We start from the raw sequence: 16,852 nt of genomic DNA on the forward strand, positions 1-16,852 counted from the left end.
GATAAATCAAATATATATTATTGATTATAATTTTCTGAACTATGATAAAACCACGCTTTATTCATTTACATGTACATAGCGATTACTCCATGATTGATGGGTTAGCTACAGTAGATAAATTGATAAAAAAAGCAGCAGTCCTTAAGATGCCTGCATTAGCTCTTACTGATTTTAATAATCTATTTGGATTTATCAAATTCTACGATTACGCTTATAAAGCAGGCATTAAACCAATTATTGGGGCTGATTTTTTAGTACAAGATGCCGTCATCGGTAACGAACCTAGCAGGTTAACATGTTTAGTAACTAATCAACAAGGTTATTACAATTTAATTATGCTCATTTCAAAAGCATATAAAAATAAAAGCAATGATATTACTCCCATGATTAAACGCCATTGGTTCATAGAATATAATAATGGTTTAATTATCCTATCTGGAGGACATAAAGGAGATATTGGCAGATATTTACTAAAAAATAAAAAATCGCAGATAGAGAAATGTATATGGTTTTATACAAAATATTTCCCAAATAGATATTATTTAGAATTGGTACGAACTGACCGTAAAAATGAAGAATCTTACTTACAATTAGCTATAGAACTATCAACGCTCAAAGGATTGCCGATAGTAGCCACAAATGATGTACGTTTTCTTAACAAAAAAGATTTTTTAGCACACGAAATTCGTGTAGCGATACATGATGGTACCACGCTAGATAAAACTAAACAATCGCACAAATATAGTACACAGCAATTTATGAAAAATGAACAAGAGATGTGTGACTTGTTTTCTGATATACCAGAATCCTTAACAAATAGTGTAGAAATTGCTTACAGATGTAATTTTACTATTAATTTAGATAAATCTTTTTTACCACAATTTCCTACTGGATCTATGTCGGCTAAAGACTTTCTTATCATGCACGCAAAAAAGGGATTAGAAGAACGCTTGATTTTTTTATTTCCAAAATCTGAAGAACGTCTTATTAATCGCAAACCATATGATTTGCGATTAATACATGAATTACAAGTAATTAATAATATGGACTTCCCCAGTTATTTTTTAATCGTTATGGAATTTATTAAATGGGCTAAAAACAATGACATTCCAGTAGGCCCCGGAAGAGGATCTGGGGCTAGTTCATTAGTAGCCTATGCTTTAAAAATTACAGAACTTGATCCGCTGAAATTTGATTTACTGTTCGAACGTTTTCTTAATCCAGAACGTATATCTATGCCTGATCTAGATATTGATTTTTGTATGGAACGCCGTGACTCAGTAATTGACCATGTCTCAAAAACTTATGGATTAGATTCTGTATCTCAAATCATTACGTTTGGGACCATGGCAGCTAAAGCAGTAGTTCGCGATGTAGGACGTGTATTGGGTCATCCTTACGCATTTATTAATCGTATTGCTAAATTAATTCCATTAGAACCCGGAATAACACTTAAAAAAGCTTTCTCTATTGAACCTCAACTTAAATTGCTTTATAAGAATAATGAAGATATCAAAACACTAATAGATATGGCTCGTCAATTAGAAGGTATTGTTAGAAACGTTAGCAAACATGCAGGAGGAGTGGTAATCGCACCAACAAAAATTACCGATTTTTCTCCTTTATATTATGACAACGACAATATGCGCTCAATGACTCAATTTGATAAAGATGACATTGAACGTATTGGTTTAATAAAATTTGATTTTCTTGGTTTGCGTACCTTAACTATTATTAATCGTGCATTAAAAATGATTAATAATACGCATCTTAAACATGGTATTCCTCCTATTGATATACATTCAATATCATTAGATGATCAAAAAAGCTTTCATATGCTTCAATCTTCAGAAACTACTGCAATATTTCAGCTAGAATCACACGGTATAAAAGAATTAATTAAACAATTAAAACCAGATTGTTTTGAAGATTTAATAGCATTAATTGCATTATTTAGACCTGGGCCATTACAATCAGGTATGGTAGATAATTTTATTAACAGAAAACACGGATATGAAACTATTTCTTATCCTGATTCTAAATGGCAACATGAATCTCTACGTCCAGTATTAGAATCAACTTACGGAATTATTCTATATCAAGAACAAGTAATGCAAATAGCACAAGTATTATCAGGCTATACGCTAGGACAAGCAGATATACTAAGACGTGCTATTGGTAAAAAAAAACCAGAAGATATGGCTAAACAACGTTCTTTTTTCAATTCAGGTGCTATAAAAAATGGAGTTGATACTACATTATCAACGAAGATTTTTGATCTTGTAGAAAAATTTGCTGGTTATGGATTTAATAAATCTCATTCTGCCGCATATGCCTTAATATCTTATCAAACATTATGGTTAAAAACACACCATCCTTCTGAATTTATGGCAGCAGCATTAAGTTCCGATATGGACAATTTAAACAAAATAGCGCATCTAATAAATGAATGTAAAAACATGGACCTCACGGTCCTACCACCAAATATCAATACTAGTCAATATTATTTTTACGTCAACGAAAATAAAAAAATTGTCTATGGATTTGGAGCTATAAAAGGAATAGGAAAAGCTTCTATAGAAGCAATAATAACATCTCGTAAGCAAGATGGTGAGTTTATAGGATTATTCGATTTCTGTATACGCGTTGATAACACAAAAATAAATCATCGTATAATTGAAAAATTAATTCTCTCTGGAGCCTTTGATTCTTTTGGAATACATCGCGCAAAACTAATAGCATCCCTTAATGATGTACTAAAAAACGTACATCAAAATATTAAAAATAAATATAGCGGACAAACAGATATATTCGAAATATATTTAGATACAAGTCCTAAGACAGTATCTGCACATAGTCAAACCATACCGCAGTGGTCTAGTCAATTGTTACTAAAAAAAGAAAAAGAAACTCTTGGGTTATATTTGACTAATCATCCTACTGTTGAATACACAAGAATGATAAAACACTGTATACCTAATTCCGTCAAAATAAAAGATGTTTTGCTAGAAAAAAATAATAAAGTTATACATGTTTTTGGTTTAATTATATCAATGAGAACAAAATTAAATAAACAAAGTAAACATATTGTATTTTGTATTATAGAAGATTATTCAGGCCGATTAGAAATAATGATATTTGACAAATTAATTAATAAATATCAATATTGTTTAAAAGAAAACAATTTTTTATTTGTTACAGGAATAACAAGTATTGATAAGATACACAACCGTTTTAAAATAATCGTACAAAGATTAAAAGATATAAATGATATTTATAAAAAACATGCGCGCAGTTTATCTATTACATTAAATGATAAACAAGTTGATGACCAATTATTAACTAATATCCGTATTTTTTTAAAAAAAAATAAATTTGGAACTTTACCAATATATTTTTTTTATCAAAAAAATGGCATACAAATAAGATTACATTGTGGGGAAACATGGTATATTACCCTAACTAATCAATTACTAAATGATCTACGTAATCTTGTTGGAGATAAACAAATCAAATTAGAATTACATTAACTTAAGAACAGGAATCTTATGGGTTTAAATTTCATTGATTTTGAAAAACCTCTTCTAGATTTAGAAGAAAAAATTAATTCTTTAGAATCTATAGCACATCCAAATAAAAAATTAGAAATAAATATTAATGAAGAGATTAACCGTCTTCGTTCAAAAAAAATTGATCTTACTCAAAAAATTTTTTCTAACTTAAATTCTTGGCAAATTGCCCAGCTAGCACGACATCCCAACCGTCCATATAGCTTAGATTACATAGAACATATATTTAATGATTTTGATGAATTATCTGGTGATAGAGTGTATGCAGATGATAAAGCTATTATAGGAGGAATAGCAAGGCTCGATTCTCGTCCCGTCATGATTATTGGACATCAAAAAGGTCGCGATACTAAAGAAAAAATTAAACGAAACTTTGGTATGCCTGCCCCAGAAGGGTATCGAAAAGCGCTACGTATTATGAAAATGGCAGAACGATTTAAAATCCCCCTCATTACTTTTATAGACACCCCAGGCGCCTATCCTGGAATAGGAGCAGAAAAACGCGGCCAGTCTGCAGCAATAGCTAAAAATTTACGTACAATGTCAATATTAAAAATACCAATTATTTGTACTGTAATCGGAGAAGGCGGGTCTGGAGGAGCTCTAGCCATCAGTATTGGAGATAAAGTAAATATGTTGCAATACAGTACATATTCTGTAATTTCCCCAGAAGGATGCGCATCGATCTTATGGAAAAATGTTAAAAAAGCCCCTATTGCTGCCGAAGCAATGGGTATTACTGCTTTCCGACTAAAAGAACTTAAACTAATCGACAGTGTGATCCCTGAACCATTAGGAGGGGCGCATAGAGATATACTAGCTACATCTATTTCATTAAAAACACAATTATTATTAGATTTAACCGAATTAGATTCTTTTAAAGAAAAAGACTTATTAAATCGACGATATGATAGATTAATGCATTACGGATATTGCTAATTTTTAAATAATAACACCGTTAAAAATGATTATACATATACATAATATATACACTATTAATCAGATATTAAATGTTTAATATATTCACATTATTAGATTTATTAAATCACCACTATTTTATATAATCTATATTAATAAAAATTATGTTTGCAATAAATATATTTCCAGAAAGTTATGAACTATATCATAAAGTAACTAATTGTCTTATAGGGCATAAAAAATTACTGTTATCTTACAGTGGAGGTCTAGATTCTACAGTACTTCTAGATATTTTAACAACATTAAAAAACAGTACTAACAACTTAACGTCGTCTCCACTAATTTTTAGAGCGATTTATGTACATCATGGTATTAGTAATTCTGCTAACAATTGGGCCAACCATTGCTCTGAACAATGTAAAAAACGAAACATACCTTTTTCTATAATTTATATTAATTGTTATAGTTCAGAAAATAAACAACGAAATATAGAAGCATTAGCACGAAATCTTCGTTATAAAAATTTATATAATCATTTAAATTCAGAAGAAACACTTTTAACTGCACATCACATGAACGATCAAGTAGAAAGTTTATTCCTTGCATTAAAAAGAGGAAGTGGTCCGGCTGGGTTAAGTGGAATAGCCAAAAATGCTGTATATGCTAATAAACATAAATTATTAAGGCCTTTATTAGGTTGTTCTCGTGAACAATTAGAAATATATGCTTATAAAAAAAACCTTACTTGGATTGAAGACGACACTAATACTGATATGCGTTTTGACCGTAATTTTTTACGTATAAAAATTTTACCATCACTATATCAACGTTGGCCTCATTTTAATCAAGTTGTTGCTCGTACAGCACAATTGTGTAGAGATCAAGAAAATTTATTAAATGAATTGTTGTCAGAATTTTTGCAGAAATTAATTGACATATCAGATTCTTCTTTATTATTTAGACCATTATTCAGATGCAGTATACCAAAAAGGCAAGCTTTACTACGTCGTTGGTTAGCTAATTTTTCTATAAACATGCCTTCTTATCAACTTATAAATCGCATTTGGAAAGAAGTAGTATTAAGCCGAAAAGATGCGACTCCAATATTACAATTAGATACATGCTTATGTCGTCGCTTTCGAGAAAAGTTATATATTTTACCAATAAGTATGAAATATTCTTTAAATAAAATTAAATTATCTTGGAAAATAATACATAACACAATACTACTACCACATAACTTAGGCACGTTAGTATATCAACCATTAGAAATTAATAAATCTTTATCTAAAAATATATTGGAGCCTCATTCAAACATAAATTTTCCATTAAATACTTCTAATACTCTTGAAAACTCTAAAAAAATATTAACACATTGTTTTGTTCAAGCTCCAAAATCTGATGAAGAAATATCAATTATTTTTGGACATATAGACGGATTATTACATATTATAGGTAGAAATCATGGTCGGTGTTTAAAAAAAATTTGGCAAGAATTAAAAATACCTCCATGGTTAAGAAGTCGCATTCCTTTATTGTTTTATAATAAAACCTTAATCACTGCCATAGGGGTATTCATTACTAAAAACGGAAATATTGCAAACAAAAATAATACTGTATTATGGAAAATATCTTGGTTACAAGAAGACATTGTTTCTTATAAAATTTTTAGGAATAGTATCAGTTACTATCTTAAATAAGATGAATTATTACTATTATAATGAAAATAATAAATCCTAAACACAGAATACTAAAACTTATTTATTTATTAAAAATATAAATTACCGGATATAACCTAAATTACCAGTATCATGTATACATGTTTCTTTAATATTGATTAAAAATTTAATTTCAACACAAATACTACTTTCTTATTAAGACTTCATAAAAAATTCATGAGCAAACAATTTTTTTAACCATATATTGTATTAATGTTTCAAGTTTAATTTTTTTAATCTCATTTTTTTTACGGTATTTATATTCTACTTCTTGATTAACTAAACAACGATCACTAATAATGATAACATGTGGTATTCCAATCAAATCTATATCAGCAAACATTGTTCCTGGATATTCTTTTCGATCATCCACTAATATATCCGCCCCTATAGCAAATAAAAGTTGCTTATAAATTTTTTCTGTAATATTTCTTACATTAACAGAACGGTGCATATCAATCGGTATAATCGCTAACCTAAATGGAGCTATAGCATCTGGCCATAAAATTCCGTTTTTATCATGATTTTGTTCAATAATCACAGCAATAATACGAGTAATCCCTATCCCATAACAACCCATTTCTACTATTAAATTATGTTTATTATTTTTTTTTATATAATTGAGACCTAATTTTGAGTATTTTTGTCCTAATTGAAAAATATGGCCTATCTCAATACAGTTATGAATCAATAACATATTATCATCATTAACATATAAATTATTAGGAGATACTACATGTAAATCTGCTACTTTTGGAAGAGGTATATCACGATTCCAATTAACTCCAAAAAAATATTTACCGCTCACGTCGGATCCAGCGACAAAATCACTCATTATAGCTACATTGTAATCTACAATATATGGTATAGATAAATTAATCGGTCCCAATAAATTGGGATGCGCCCCAGTAAGTACATGAATATCTTTTGGATCTATATAAGATAAAGGAATTGATATTTCTGGAATCATCGCAACTTTTTTAGAACTAATCTGATGATCAGCTCGAATTACTAATCCTAACAAAGAACAAGAATTATTTACATATTTATTTTTAACACGTACAATTATCGTTTTTACAACTTGATGTATAGACAAATCAAATTGATTGATTAATTCTTCTACAGATCTGACATGAGGAGCTTCTATTAACCGCATAGTTTCTATAGCTATTTTTGCTTGTATTTTAATAGGAGAAGCATTACCCTTTAGCTTAAAATCACCTGAATTGTTCAGTATTATAGGTACTGCTATATTATCTTCACCATTTTCAGAATATGCCTGAAACTCATGAGATAATCTTCCTCCGATCCTGCCAGATTCAGCTTGAACAACACAAAAACTTAATCCAATTCGATTAAAAATAGTATGATATATTTGGTACATGTTATTATATGTACTTTGAAGGGATTCTTGACTTACATGAAAAGAATATCCATCTTTCATAATAAATTCTCTAGCACGTATTATTCCAGCTCTAGGACGCGCTTCATCTCGATACTTAGTATGAATTTGATATACATTTAATGGAAACTGTTTATAAAACATTATTTCTTTACAAATAATTTCAGAAATCATTTCCTCATGAGTTGGACTTAATACAAATTCTCGGTGATTACGATTTTTAAAACGTAATAATTCTGTGCCGTACTCTATCCAACGACCGCTTTTTTTCCATAATTTTGCGGGTTGAACTATTGGCATAGATATTTCAATGGCACCAATTTTACTCATTTCTTCTCGAATAATATTTTCTATTCTTCGTAATACACGTAGTCCAGTTGGCAACCAAGTATAAAGACCAGATGACACTTGACGAATTAATCCAGCTCGTAACATTAATTGGTGACTAATTGCTTTACAACTTTTAGGTGCTTCTTTAAGAGTAGCTAATAAATATTGACTGGTACGCATTATCATTGCCTAATATGAAAGATTTTATTATCATTATTAATAACAACAAATAATAAAAAATTTAATATATTTATATATATACCATAACGTTTGGTTATAAAATTTTACTATTTTATAAGATAAATATAACAATATACTTGTAATAAAAGTAAAATATTTGTATACCATATCATGTTGCCCATCAATCTAAAGTAGAATACATGATTATACGTTAGAATTAGAATAATATAAATTTTTTAACAATATTTATTAGATACACATTTGTAACTACACAATATATATACAACATGAATATGAATAATGCTATATTTATGGACCGAGACGGTACAATTAATGTAGATAAAAGTTATGTGCATAATATTAATAATTTTTTTTTCATTGAAAATGTTATAGATGCAATGATAATTTTAAAAAAAATGAATTTTTTTTTAATTATAGTCACTAACCAATCTGGAATAGCACGGGGTTTATTTACTAAAAACGACTTCTTATTGTTGACAAAATGGATGATTTTTTATCTGAAATTATGTCATGTACATATAGACGCTATTTATTTTTGCCCGCATCATTCAAAAGGAATAGTAAAAAAGTTTAAACAGACCTGTTTATGCCGCAAGCCTAACCCAGGCATGTTATTAGATGCAAAACAACGTTTTAATATCAATATGACTAATTCTTATATGGTAGGAGACACTGAAAACGATATGTTAGCAGGACAATCAGCAGGTATTGGGACCAACGTATTGGTATGCAGCGGAAAAGAAACAAAGAAAAGACCCGAAAAAAGTATTGCAACCTGGATCATAGAGAGCTTAGCATTCCTACCTAACATAATAAGAATACATAAAAATATAAAAATAATATAACCCAGTTTATAATCCCTTTCTTAGTATTTTATTTGATTTATTTAATTATATTATCCTCTACACTCAAAGACTCAATGGATAACACACATCCTTCTTTATTTACAATTAAAACCAATATTTACTTACATAGACTATATCTTACTGATCTCATATCTATCTATATATTTAATTTATTTTCTAAATAATGAACGTTTATATTATTACCTTTTTGAAATACTTCGTCAGTCACAATTCTCAATTGTAATTCAATATTAGTATTAATACCATCAATAATTAATTCTGATAATGCATTTTTCATACGAGCAACGGCTATATCGCGCGTTTCTCCAAAGCAAATTAATTTTCCTATCATTGAATCATAATAAGACGGCACTGAGTATCCAGAATAAATATGAGATTCCCAGCGTACACCTAATCCTCCAGGCGCATGAAACCTAGTAATTCGTCCCGAACTAGGTACAAAACTATGAGAATCTTCAGCATTTATACGACATTCTATAGCATGTCCTACGGATTTAACAGTATGTTGTTTAATATCTAACGAATACCCAGAAGCAATTTTTAATTGCTCTTTAATGAGATCTATTCCAGTAACCATTTCTGTAATCGGATGTTCAACTTGAATACGAGTATTCATTTCTATGAAAAAGAATTCATCATTTTCATATAAAAACTCAAATGTACCTACTCCCCGATATCCAATATTATAACAAACCTGCACGCAACTTTCTCCTATATATTGTCGCATTTCAGAGTTAATACCTAATGCAGGAGTTTCCTCTACTATTTTTTGACATCTCCTTTGTATAGAACAATCACGTTCTGTCAAATAAATTATATTTCCTTTGCCATCAGATAAAATCTGTATCTCTATATGTCTTGGATTTTCCAAATATTTCTCTAAATAAATAGTATCATTATTAAATATATTTTTTGATTCTGATCGCATCATACGTATAGCATTCTGTAAATCTGATTCCTTTCTAACTACACACATTCCGCGGCCTCCTCCTCCATAAGCAGATTTTATAATAATTGGATAATTAATATGTAAATTCTGATATGAAAAATTAGAAACGTTATCATTTATATTCTTATTAAGTTCATAACTCCAACCTGGAACAGTCATTATTCCTGATTTTTTCATAATATCTATAGCAGATATTTTATTTCCCATTAAACGAATAGTTTCTGCACATGGCCCGATAAAAACAAAACCGGAACGCTCTACTTGTTCTGCAAAATTAGCATCTTCTGACAAAAATCCATAACCAGGATGAATTCCCGATGATCCAGTAATTTCTGCAGCTGAAATAATAGCTGGAATATTTAAATAACTATACATTGCAGGCGGAGGGCCTATACAAATAGTTTCATCTGCTAAAAGCACATGTTTTAAATCACGATCTATAGTTGAATATACAGCCACCGTCTTTATTCCTAATTCCTTACACGCACGTAAGATGCGCAGTGCTATTTCTCCTCGATTTGCAATGACAATTTTCTCTAACATTTTATTCTCGTTATTCGATGATAAGTAACGGTTCATTAAATTCAACTGGTTGACCATTGTCAAGTAAAATTGCTTTTACTATACCTGATTTATCTGATTGAATTTGATTCATAACTTTCATGGCTTCAACAATACATAAAGTATCTCCAACTTCAACTGTCTGTCCTATTGATATAAATGGATTAGAATCTGAACTAGGAGTAATATAAAAAATACCTACCATTGGAGAACGTATAACATGTCCGTTGTCTATTAATTTAATATCTTTGTTGTAGTTAGCTTCTATATCTGAAGTACATACTGATTTTTCTGAATTCTTTGCAATAGGTAAACACGTTGAAGAAGATGATATGGTAGATGCAAAACGAGTAATACGCACTATTTTGTTTCCTTCACAAATCTCTAATTTGGAAACATTAGATGATTCAACCAACGCAATTAATTTTTTAATTTTACGAATATCCATAGAAAACCTATGTTGATACGTTATTTATTAATCTTTTTAGATAAATATTTATACGCCATATGTAAAGCAAAATGATATCCATCTGCTCCAAATCCACAAATGACCCCAAGAGCAATATCAGATAAATATGAATGATATCGGAATTTTTCTCTTGTATATATGTTAGAAAGATGAATTTCTATAAAAGCGATATTTACAGACAAAAATGCATCTCGTAACGCTACGCTGGTATGAGTAAAAGCTGCAGGATTTATTATTATAAAATCTACATTATTAAAACCTTTATGTACATAATTAATCAATTCATGTTCTGCATTGGATTGAAAATGATCCATATGCATACCTAAAGAGTTAGATGTTTTATACAAACTTGCTATAATATCAGATAAAGTTTCATCTCCATATATACGTGGTTCACGTATTCCTAATAAATTTAGATTGGGTCCATTTATTAACAAAATACGAAATTTACTCACCATTACACTCACATATCCTCACTAAATATAGACATAAAATACATTATCACAACTAATGCAACCAATTATATTATACGCAACTTTGAATTAACGTTCATTCATATAATATGAAATTATTTTTCAATTATTCATAAATGGTACTATAGAAAGAATTGTTATTATATAATCAAATAATTTTTAATCTGCTGTATTACAACTACAATACTAACAACGCTAACAAACATATTAACGGATCATCAATTCTTAACTGTTTATCAAATTACAATGACATTTATCATATAATTATATGACATGAATAAAACTTATTCTTTAAAATCCCGTTGATTATAATCTTAAGCTATACTATTTTCAATATATACTAGTCGTTGTCTTATCCTAATTGCAGCTAATATATATTAAAATTAATATTAATACACTATTGTAAATATTATGCAGCATAATTTACAATACATATATATGTAATTATATTTATTATGTAGTACGTGTTCATTACATATAACATGGCACATTTCAATATAACTGATATTTATCCATAATACTTAAACAAATAAAAAATTGAATAATATGTAATACCCCTATATACGAAATCATAAAATATATTTATCAGTATTGTATGGCTATTTTGTTTTCATCATCCTTCAGGAGACTTTGTACAAATGGACAATTTAAAAAAACTTAATAACATTATTTGCAATTATTATGTTTAAAAAATTCCGTGGTATATTTTCTAGTGATCTATCTATTGATCTTGGAACTGCTAATACTCTTATCTATTTAAAAGGCCAAGGTATTGTTTTAAATGAACCCTCTGTTGTTGCTATTAGACAAGATCGTGGAGGAATGCCTAAAAGTGTAGCTGCTGTTGGATATGCAGCTAAACAGATGTTAGGACGCACCCCAGGAAACATTGCAGCTATTCGTCCTATGAAAGACGGAGTAATAGCTGACTTTTTTATTACTGAAAAAATGTTACAACATTTTATCAAACAGGTGCACAGTAATAGTTTCATGAGGCCTAGTCCTAGAGTATTGGTCTGTGTCCCGGTCGGCGCGACACAAGTTGAACGTAGAGCTATACGTGAATCTGCACAAGGAGCAGGAGCGCGTGAAGTTTTTTTAATAGAAGAACCTATGGCTGCAGCTATTGGGGCAGGATTACCGGTATCAGAAGCTACTGGATCGATGGTAGTAGATATTGGAGGAGGCACTACCGAAGTCGCAGTAATTTCACTTAACGGAGTGGTATATTCATCGTCCGTTAGGATTGGAGGTGACCGATTTGATGAAGCAATCATTAGTTATGTACGACGCCATTACGGTTCCTTAATTGGAGAAGTAACCTCAGAAAGAATAAAACATACTATAGGTTCTGCATATTTAGACGATGAACTACGTGAAATAAAAGTACGTGGACGAAATTTAGCAGAAGGTATACCACGGAGTTTTGTATTAAATAACAACGAAATTTTAGAAGCATTACAAGAACCGTTAACTGGTATTGTTAGCGCAGTTATGGCAGCATTAGAACAATGTCCGCCAGAATTAGCATCTGACATTTCTGAATACGGTATGGTATTAACTGGCGGAGGAGCATTATTAAAAAATATCGATCGTCTATTAATAAAAGAAACCAGTATTCCTGTAGTAATAGCAGAAGATCCACTTACTTGTGTTGCACGAGGCGGCGGTAAGGCTCTTGATATGATCGATGTACATGGTCGAGATTTATTTAGTGAGGAATAATTTAGCGCTATGAAAGAATTATATATTTTACGGTTGATAAAATCATATGAATGAAAAATTATATTTCTTTTGTAAATATATTTAATACATGTCGTTAGAGCTAAGGTATGAAATCTTATGTATAGAGCTATAAGTAATAAATTTCCTTATTTAGAGTTACGTTTATTTTTAGCAATCATCATGTCTATTATCATAATTATTGCTGATGGAAAATTAAATATGTTCCCTCGATTTAAAAACTACATAGAAAATTTTATTTATTTATTTTATTTCTTATGCGATAAACCACGCTATATATTTGATTATGCTTCAAAAATATTAGAAGAATCTAATAAATTAATATTAGAAAATCATACATTACGTCAAGAATTATTTTTAAAGAACAGTGAGTTATTATTAATAGATCAATACAAACAAGAAAACAAAAAATTACGTGAGTTACTTCACTCTCCGTTATGTTATAATAAACGAAAAGTAATTACCAAAATTCTTTTTGTTAACACAGATCCATATGACAATCAAATTCTTATAAGTCAAGGAACGAATGATGATGTATATATAGGACAACCAGTTATCACTGATACGGGAATAATAGGACAAGTAGTTTCTACTAATACATTTAGTAGCCGCGTTATGTTAATTTGTAATCCTGCACATGCTTTACCTGTACAAATAAAACGAAACAATATACGCTTTATTTTAATGGGTTGCGGATATAATACAGATTTACGTGCAGAATACCCAGGAAATCTCGACGTATGCATCGGAGATACATTGGTAACATCTGGATTAGATGGTCGATTCCCAGAAGGATATCCAGTAGCAATAGTATCCAATATAACGGTAAAGCCAGAGAAAGATTTTACTATCATTCGAGCGTACCCAACAGTTAAATTACAATGCTTACGTTATGCAATATTAATTTGGAAACAGTAATAAAACATTAGATCTAAAAATATTAAAATAAAAGTAATGCATAAATTTTATAGTTATAAACTATGGATGGTGTATAGTTCCTTTATAGTTGCAATTACGTTACAAATTATTCCTTTTTTCCCACAAATATGGTGGATACAACCGTCTTGGATAATGATATTATTAATTTATTGGATCACAATACTTCCAAATCAAATAAACATAGGTACTGGATTTATTTTGGGATTAATAACAGATATCGTCTTGGGATCTACTTTAGGGATACATTCTTTGTCTTTAAGCATACTTACATATTTAGCAACACGAAACATTTATTTCTTTAAATATATATCTATTTGGCAACAATCTTTTATTGTTACATTTCTTTCATTTATTAATCAAGGTATTATATTTCTGGTAAAATTTTTAATGATTAAAGTATTTAGTGCACCAGAAATATTTTGGAATTGCTTATTAGACGGTGGATCATGGCCATTTTTAGTTTTTTTGATGCGCAAAATTCATCGGAATTAATGTATCACTAATAATTTATAAAAATTAACAAAATTATCGAATTAATTATATACTTTTAAATAAAAATAGACTTTAATTACCTAAATTTTGATAAATTAACTGTTAATAAACAATAATACTAATTGAAATACTATCTTAATTATCATTAAGAGTAACTAAATACCAAATCCTTGTTATAAATAAACAGTCCTTGAAATTAATCAATATAAATTTTAAATTAACATATCAAGTTATAAATATTAATGATTTAAAACATTAATTTAAATTGATTAAATATATGCATGTATATATTTAATCATAACAAATAATATTTTTTAAAAATATTATTTAATCCAGAAAAAATACTGTATAATGAGAGCCGTGTTTCTATTTCAATAAAAAATGAGATATATCCCAATTGATATAAAACTAAAATATTTGAACATTTTAGTTGAATTCATAAAATAAATAGAAAATTTAAAATTAAAAATTCATATTTAATAAAAATTTATTCTAAAAATTGGTATAAAATTACAATAATTTAAACTTTTAATGTATAAATCAATTGTGCTTATATAAGATATTAATCCAAAAATATCAATAGGAATTATATGAATTTAGACCTTGTTAGCGAACAATTACTTATACCCAATAAACTGCAACATAATGATCTGTCATATCTATTAAATATGACAGAAAAATTTCAAGTAGACTATGCGGATCTTTATTTTCAATCGCGTCTTCACGAAACATGGACTCTTGAAGATAGTATTATAAAATCTGGATCTTATGCCATAGATCAAGGCGCCGGCATACGAGTGATTACAGGTGAGAAAACAGGATTTGCTTACACCGATCAATTAAATTTAGATGCATTGATCTGCAGCATGAAAGCTGCTACCAGCATTACCAATGAACGTCATCGTAATAACACCGTTATTGTTGCTCCTACCAAAAATAAACATATTCGTTCTACTCATCAATATTATCACCCGCTCATGTATTCTTATATAAACCCGTTATCTAACGTATCTAAAGAAGAAAAAATTGAACTATTAATGAGAATAGATAAAATAGCTCGAACTGCCGATTCTAGAGTAAAACAAGTTAGTGCCAATTTATCAGGTGTTTATGAACAAATTTTAGTGACAGCTACAGATGGTACTTTAGCCGCTGACATTCGGCCATTAGTGCGTTTATCTATATTAGTACAAGTAGAACAAAATGGAAAACGAGAACAAGGAATAAGTGGTGGTGGCGGAAGATTTGGATACGATTTTTTTAACTCTATTATAGAGGGAGAAACGAAAGCTGATCATTGGGCAAAAGATGCTGTCCGAATGGGGCTAATTAATCTTGAATCTATAGCAGCTCCAGCAGGAGTTATGACAGTAGTTTTAGGTTCAGGTTGGCCCGGTATTTTATTACATGAAGCAGTAGGACATGGTCTAGAAGGAGATTTTAATAGACGAGGCAGCTCTGTATTTACTAACAAAATTGGAAATATAGTAGCCTCTGAATTATGTACAATAGTAGATGATGCAACACTAAAAGAATTACGAGGGTCCTTAACTATTGATGATGAAGGAGTTCCTGGCCAATATAATATTTTAATTAAAAATGGTATTTTGATAGGATATATGCAAGATAAATTAAATGCTAAATTAATGGGATGCAACCCAACAGGAAACGGTAGACGTCAATCTTATGCTACTTTGCCTATGCCACGAATGACTAATACCTATATGTTAGCAGGTCAATCAACGCCTGAAGAAATTATTAACAGTGTGGATTATGGAGTATATGCTTCGAATTTCGATGGGGGACAAGTAGATATTACATCAGGTAAATTTGTATTTTCTGCATCTGAAGCTTTTTTAATTGAAAAAGGTCATATCACAAAATCTATAAAAGGGGCCACATTAATAGGATCAGGAATAGAAATAATGAAAAATATTTCTATGGTTGGAAATGATTTATCCTTAGATAAAGGAGTGGGGACATGTATAAAAAATGGACAAAGTATACCAGTTGGCGTAGGTCAACCGACAATAAAATTAAATAAAATTACTGTCGGAGGGACCAATTAGTTAATATATATTATTTAATTATTAGTGGTAACTAACGAAATATATATATACATAAAGTTTGATGTAAAATATACATTTTATTTATAATTCTATAATACCAAATCTCGTTTAATAAATTTTACATTAATCGTAAAAAAATATTGTTTTTGACGT

At 29.5% G+C, this 16,852-nt stretch carries 12 protein-coding genes; 8 read left to right on the plus strand and 4 right to left on the minus strand.

Annotation, left to right across the window (positions count from 1 at the left end; translation table 11 throughout):
* Positions 1–41 precede the first annotated feature (41 nt).
* The 3 genes from dnaE to tilS all read left to right on the plus strand — a co-directional run bounded on the left by dnaE (position 42) and on the right by tilS (position 6,187).
* Positions 42–3,530 carry a DNA polymerase III subunit alpha gene (gene dnaE, locus M9408_RS03040; RefSeq protein ID WP_250257150.1) on the plus strand — a complete coding sequence of 1,163 codons (3,489 nt, stop codon included), beginning with the start codon at positions 42–44 and terminating at the stop codon, positions 3,528–3,530.
* An 18-nt stretch (positions 3,531–3,548) separates the two neighbouring features.
* Positions 3,549–4,508, plus strand: a complete 960-nt coding sequence (gene accA, locus M9408_RS03045) for an acetyl-CoA carboxylase carboxyl transferase subunit alpha (RefSeq protein ID WP_250257151.1) — start codon at positions 3,549–3,551, stop codon at positions 4,506–4,508.
* Positions 4,509–4,651: 143 nt separating this feature from the next.
* The gene (gene tilS / locus M9408_RS03050) at positions 4,652–6,187 is read left to right on the plus strand and encodes a tRNA lysidine(34) synthetase TilS (RefSeq protein ID WP_250257152.1); all 1,536 of its coding nucleotides are present in this window, start codon (positions 4,652–4,654) and stop codon (positions 6,185–6,187) included.
* Positions 6,188–6,380: 193 nt separating this feature from the next.
* Here the strand turns inward: tilS and M9408_RS03055 are convergent, their stop codons facing one another.
* Entirely contained in the window at positions 6,381–8,117 is a 1,737-nt protein-coding gene (locus M9408_RS03055) for a proline--tRNA ligase (RefSeq protein WP_250257153.1), read from the minus strand.
* A 293-nt stretch (positions 8,118–8,410) separates the two neighbouring features.
* On the opposite strand from M9408_RS03055, the gene gmhB reads away from it, so the two are divergent.
* Complete coding sequence (gene gmhB, locus M9408_RS03060; protein ID WP_250236665.1) at positions 8,411–8,983, plus strand: D-glycero-beta-D-manno-heptose 1,7-bisphosphate 7-phosphatase; 573 nt, start codon at positions 8,411–8,413, stop codon at positions 8,981–8,983.
* Between the two features lie 157 nt (positions 8,984–9,140).
* On the opposite strand, the gene accC is transcribed toward gmhB, so the two are convergent.
* The 3 genes from accC to aroQ are packed head-to-tail and all read right to left on the minus strand — an operon-like array spanning position 9,141 to position 11,441.
* Complete coding sequence (accC, locus tag M9408_RS03065; RefSeq protein WP_250257154.1) at positions 9,141–10,496, minus strand: acetyl-CoA carboxylase biotin carboxylase subunit; 1,356 nt, start codon at positions 10,494–10,496, stop codon at positions 9,141–9,143.
* A gap of 10 nt (positions 10,497–10,506) precedes the next feature.
* Positions 10,507–10,962, minus strand: coding sequence for an acetyl-CoA carboxylase biotin carboxyl carrier protein (gene accB, locus M9408_RS03070; RefSeq protein WP_250257155.1), 456 nt, complete (start codon positions 10,960–10,962; stop codon positions 10,507–10,509).
* Between the two features lie 20 nt (positions 10,963–10,982).
* On the minus strand, positions 10,983–11,441 hold the full coding sequence (gene aroQ, locus M9408_RS03075; protein WP_250257156.1) for a type II 3-dehydroquinate dehydratase: 459 nt from the start codon (positions 11,439–11,441) through the stop codon (positions 10,983–10,985).
* Between the two features lie 696 nt (positions 11,442–12,137).
* On the opposite strand from aroQ, the gene M9408_RS03080 reads away from it, so the two are divergent.
* The 4 genes from M9408_RS03080 to tldD all read left to right on the plus strand — a co-directional run bounded on the left by M9408_RS03080 (position 12,138) and on the right by tldD (position 16,699).
* Positions 12,138–13,181 (plus strand): rod shape-determining protein, encoded by a 1,044-nt coding sequence (locus M9408_RS03080; RefSeq protein WP_250236669.1) that lies wholly within the window; start codon positions 12,138–12,140, stop codon positions 13,179–13,181.
* Positions 13,182–13,298: 117 nt separating this feature from the next.
* Positions 13,299–14,117, plus strand: coding sequence for a rod shape-determining protein MreC (mreC, locus tag M9408_RS03085; RefSeq protein ID WP_250257157.1), 819 nt, complete (start codon positions 13,299–13,301; stop codon positions 14,115–14,117).
* 66 nt (positions 14,118–14,183) lie between these two features.
* Entirely contained in the window at positions 14,184–14,630 is a 447-nt protein-coding gene (mreD, locus tag M9408_RS03090) for a rod shape-determining protein MreD (RefSeq protein WP_250257158.1), read from the plus strand.
* Positions 14,631–15,220: 590 nt separating this feature from the next.
* Positions 15,221–16,699, plus strand: a complete 1,479-nt coding sequence (gene tldD / locus M9408_RS03095) for a metalloprotease TldD (RefSeq protein ID WP_250257159.1) — start codon at positions 15,221–15,223, stop codon at positions 16,697–16,699.
* Positions 16,700–16,852: the final 153 nt, after the last annotated feature.

The organism is Candidatus Blochmannia vicinus, from assembly GCF_023586525.1.
GTDB classification, from domain to species: Bacteria; Pseudomonadota; Gammaproteobacteria; order Enterobacterales; family Enterobacteriaceae; genus Blochmanniella; species Blochmanniella vicinus.

Excerpts from the sequence above, each read along its gene's own strand:
- dnaE (WP_250257150.1), top strand. The coding sequence starts at position 42 with ATGATAAAACCACGCTTTATTCATTTACATGTACATAGCGATTACTCC.
- accA (WP_250257151.1), top strand. The coding sequence starts at position 3,549 with ATGGGTTTAAATTTCATTGATTTTGAAAAACCTCTTCTAGATTTAGAA.
- tilS (WP_250257152.1), top strand. The coding sequence starts at position 4,652 with ATGTTTGCAATAAATATATTTCCAGAAAGTTATGAACTATATCATAAA.
- M9408_RS03055 (WP_250257153.1), bottom strand. The coding sequence starts at position 8,117 with ATGCGTACCAGTCAATATTTATTAGCTACTCTTAAAGAAGCACCTAAA.
- gmhB (WP_250236665.1), top strand. The coding sequence starts at position 8,411 with ATGAATAATGCTATATTTATGGACCGAGACGGTACAATTAATGTAGAT.
- accC (WP_250257154.1), bottom strand. The coding sequence starts at position 10,496 with ATGTTAGAGAAAATTGTCATTGCAAATCGAGGAGAAATAGCACTGCGC.
- accB (WP_250257155.1), bottom strand. The coding sequence starts at position 10,962 with ATGGATATTCGTAAAATTAAAAAATTAATTGCGTTGGTTGAATCATCT.
- aroQ (WP_250257156.1), bottom strand. The coding sequence starts at position 11,441 with ATGGTGAGTAAATTTCGTATTTTGTTAATAAATGGACCCAATCTAAAT.
- M9408_RS03080 (WP_250236669.1), top strand. The coding sequence starts at position 12,138 with ATGTTTAAAAAATTCCGTGGTATATTTTCTAGTGATCTATCTATTGAT.
- mreC (WP_250257157.1), top strand. The coding sequence starts at position 13,299 with ATGTATAGAGCTATAAGTAATAAATTTCCTTATTTAGAGTTACGTTTA.
- mreD (WP_250257158.1), top strand. The coding sequence starts at position 14,184 with ATGGTGTATAGTTCCTTTATAGTTGCAATTACGTTACAAATTATTCCT.
- tldD (WP_250257159.1), top strand. The coding sequence starts at position 15,221 with ATGAATTTAGACCTTGTTAGCGAACAATTACTTATACCCAATAAACTG.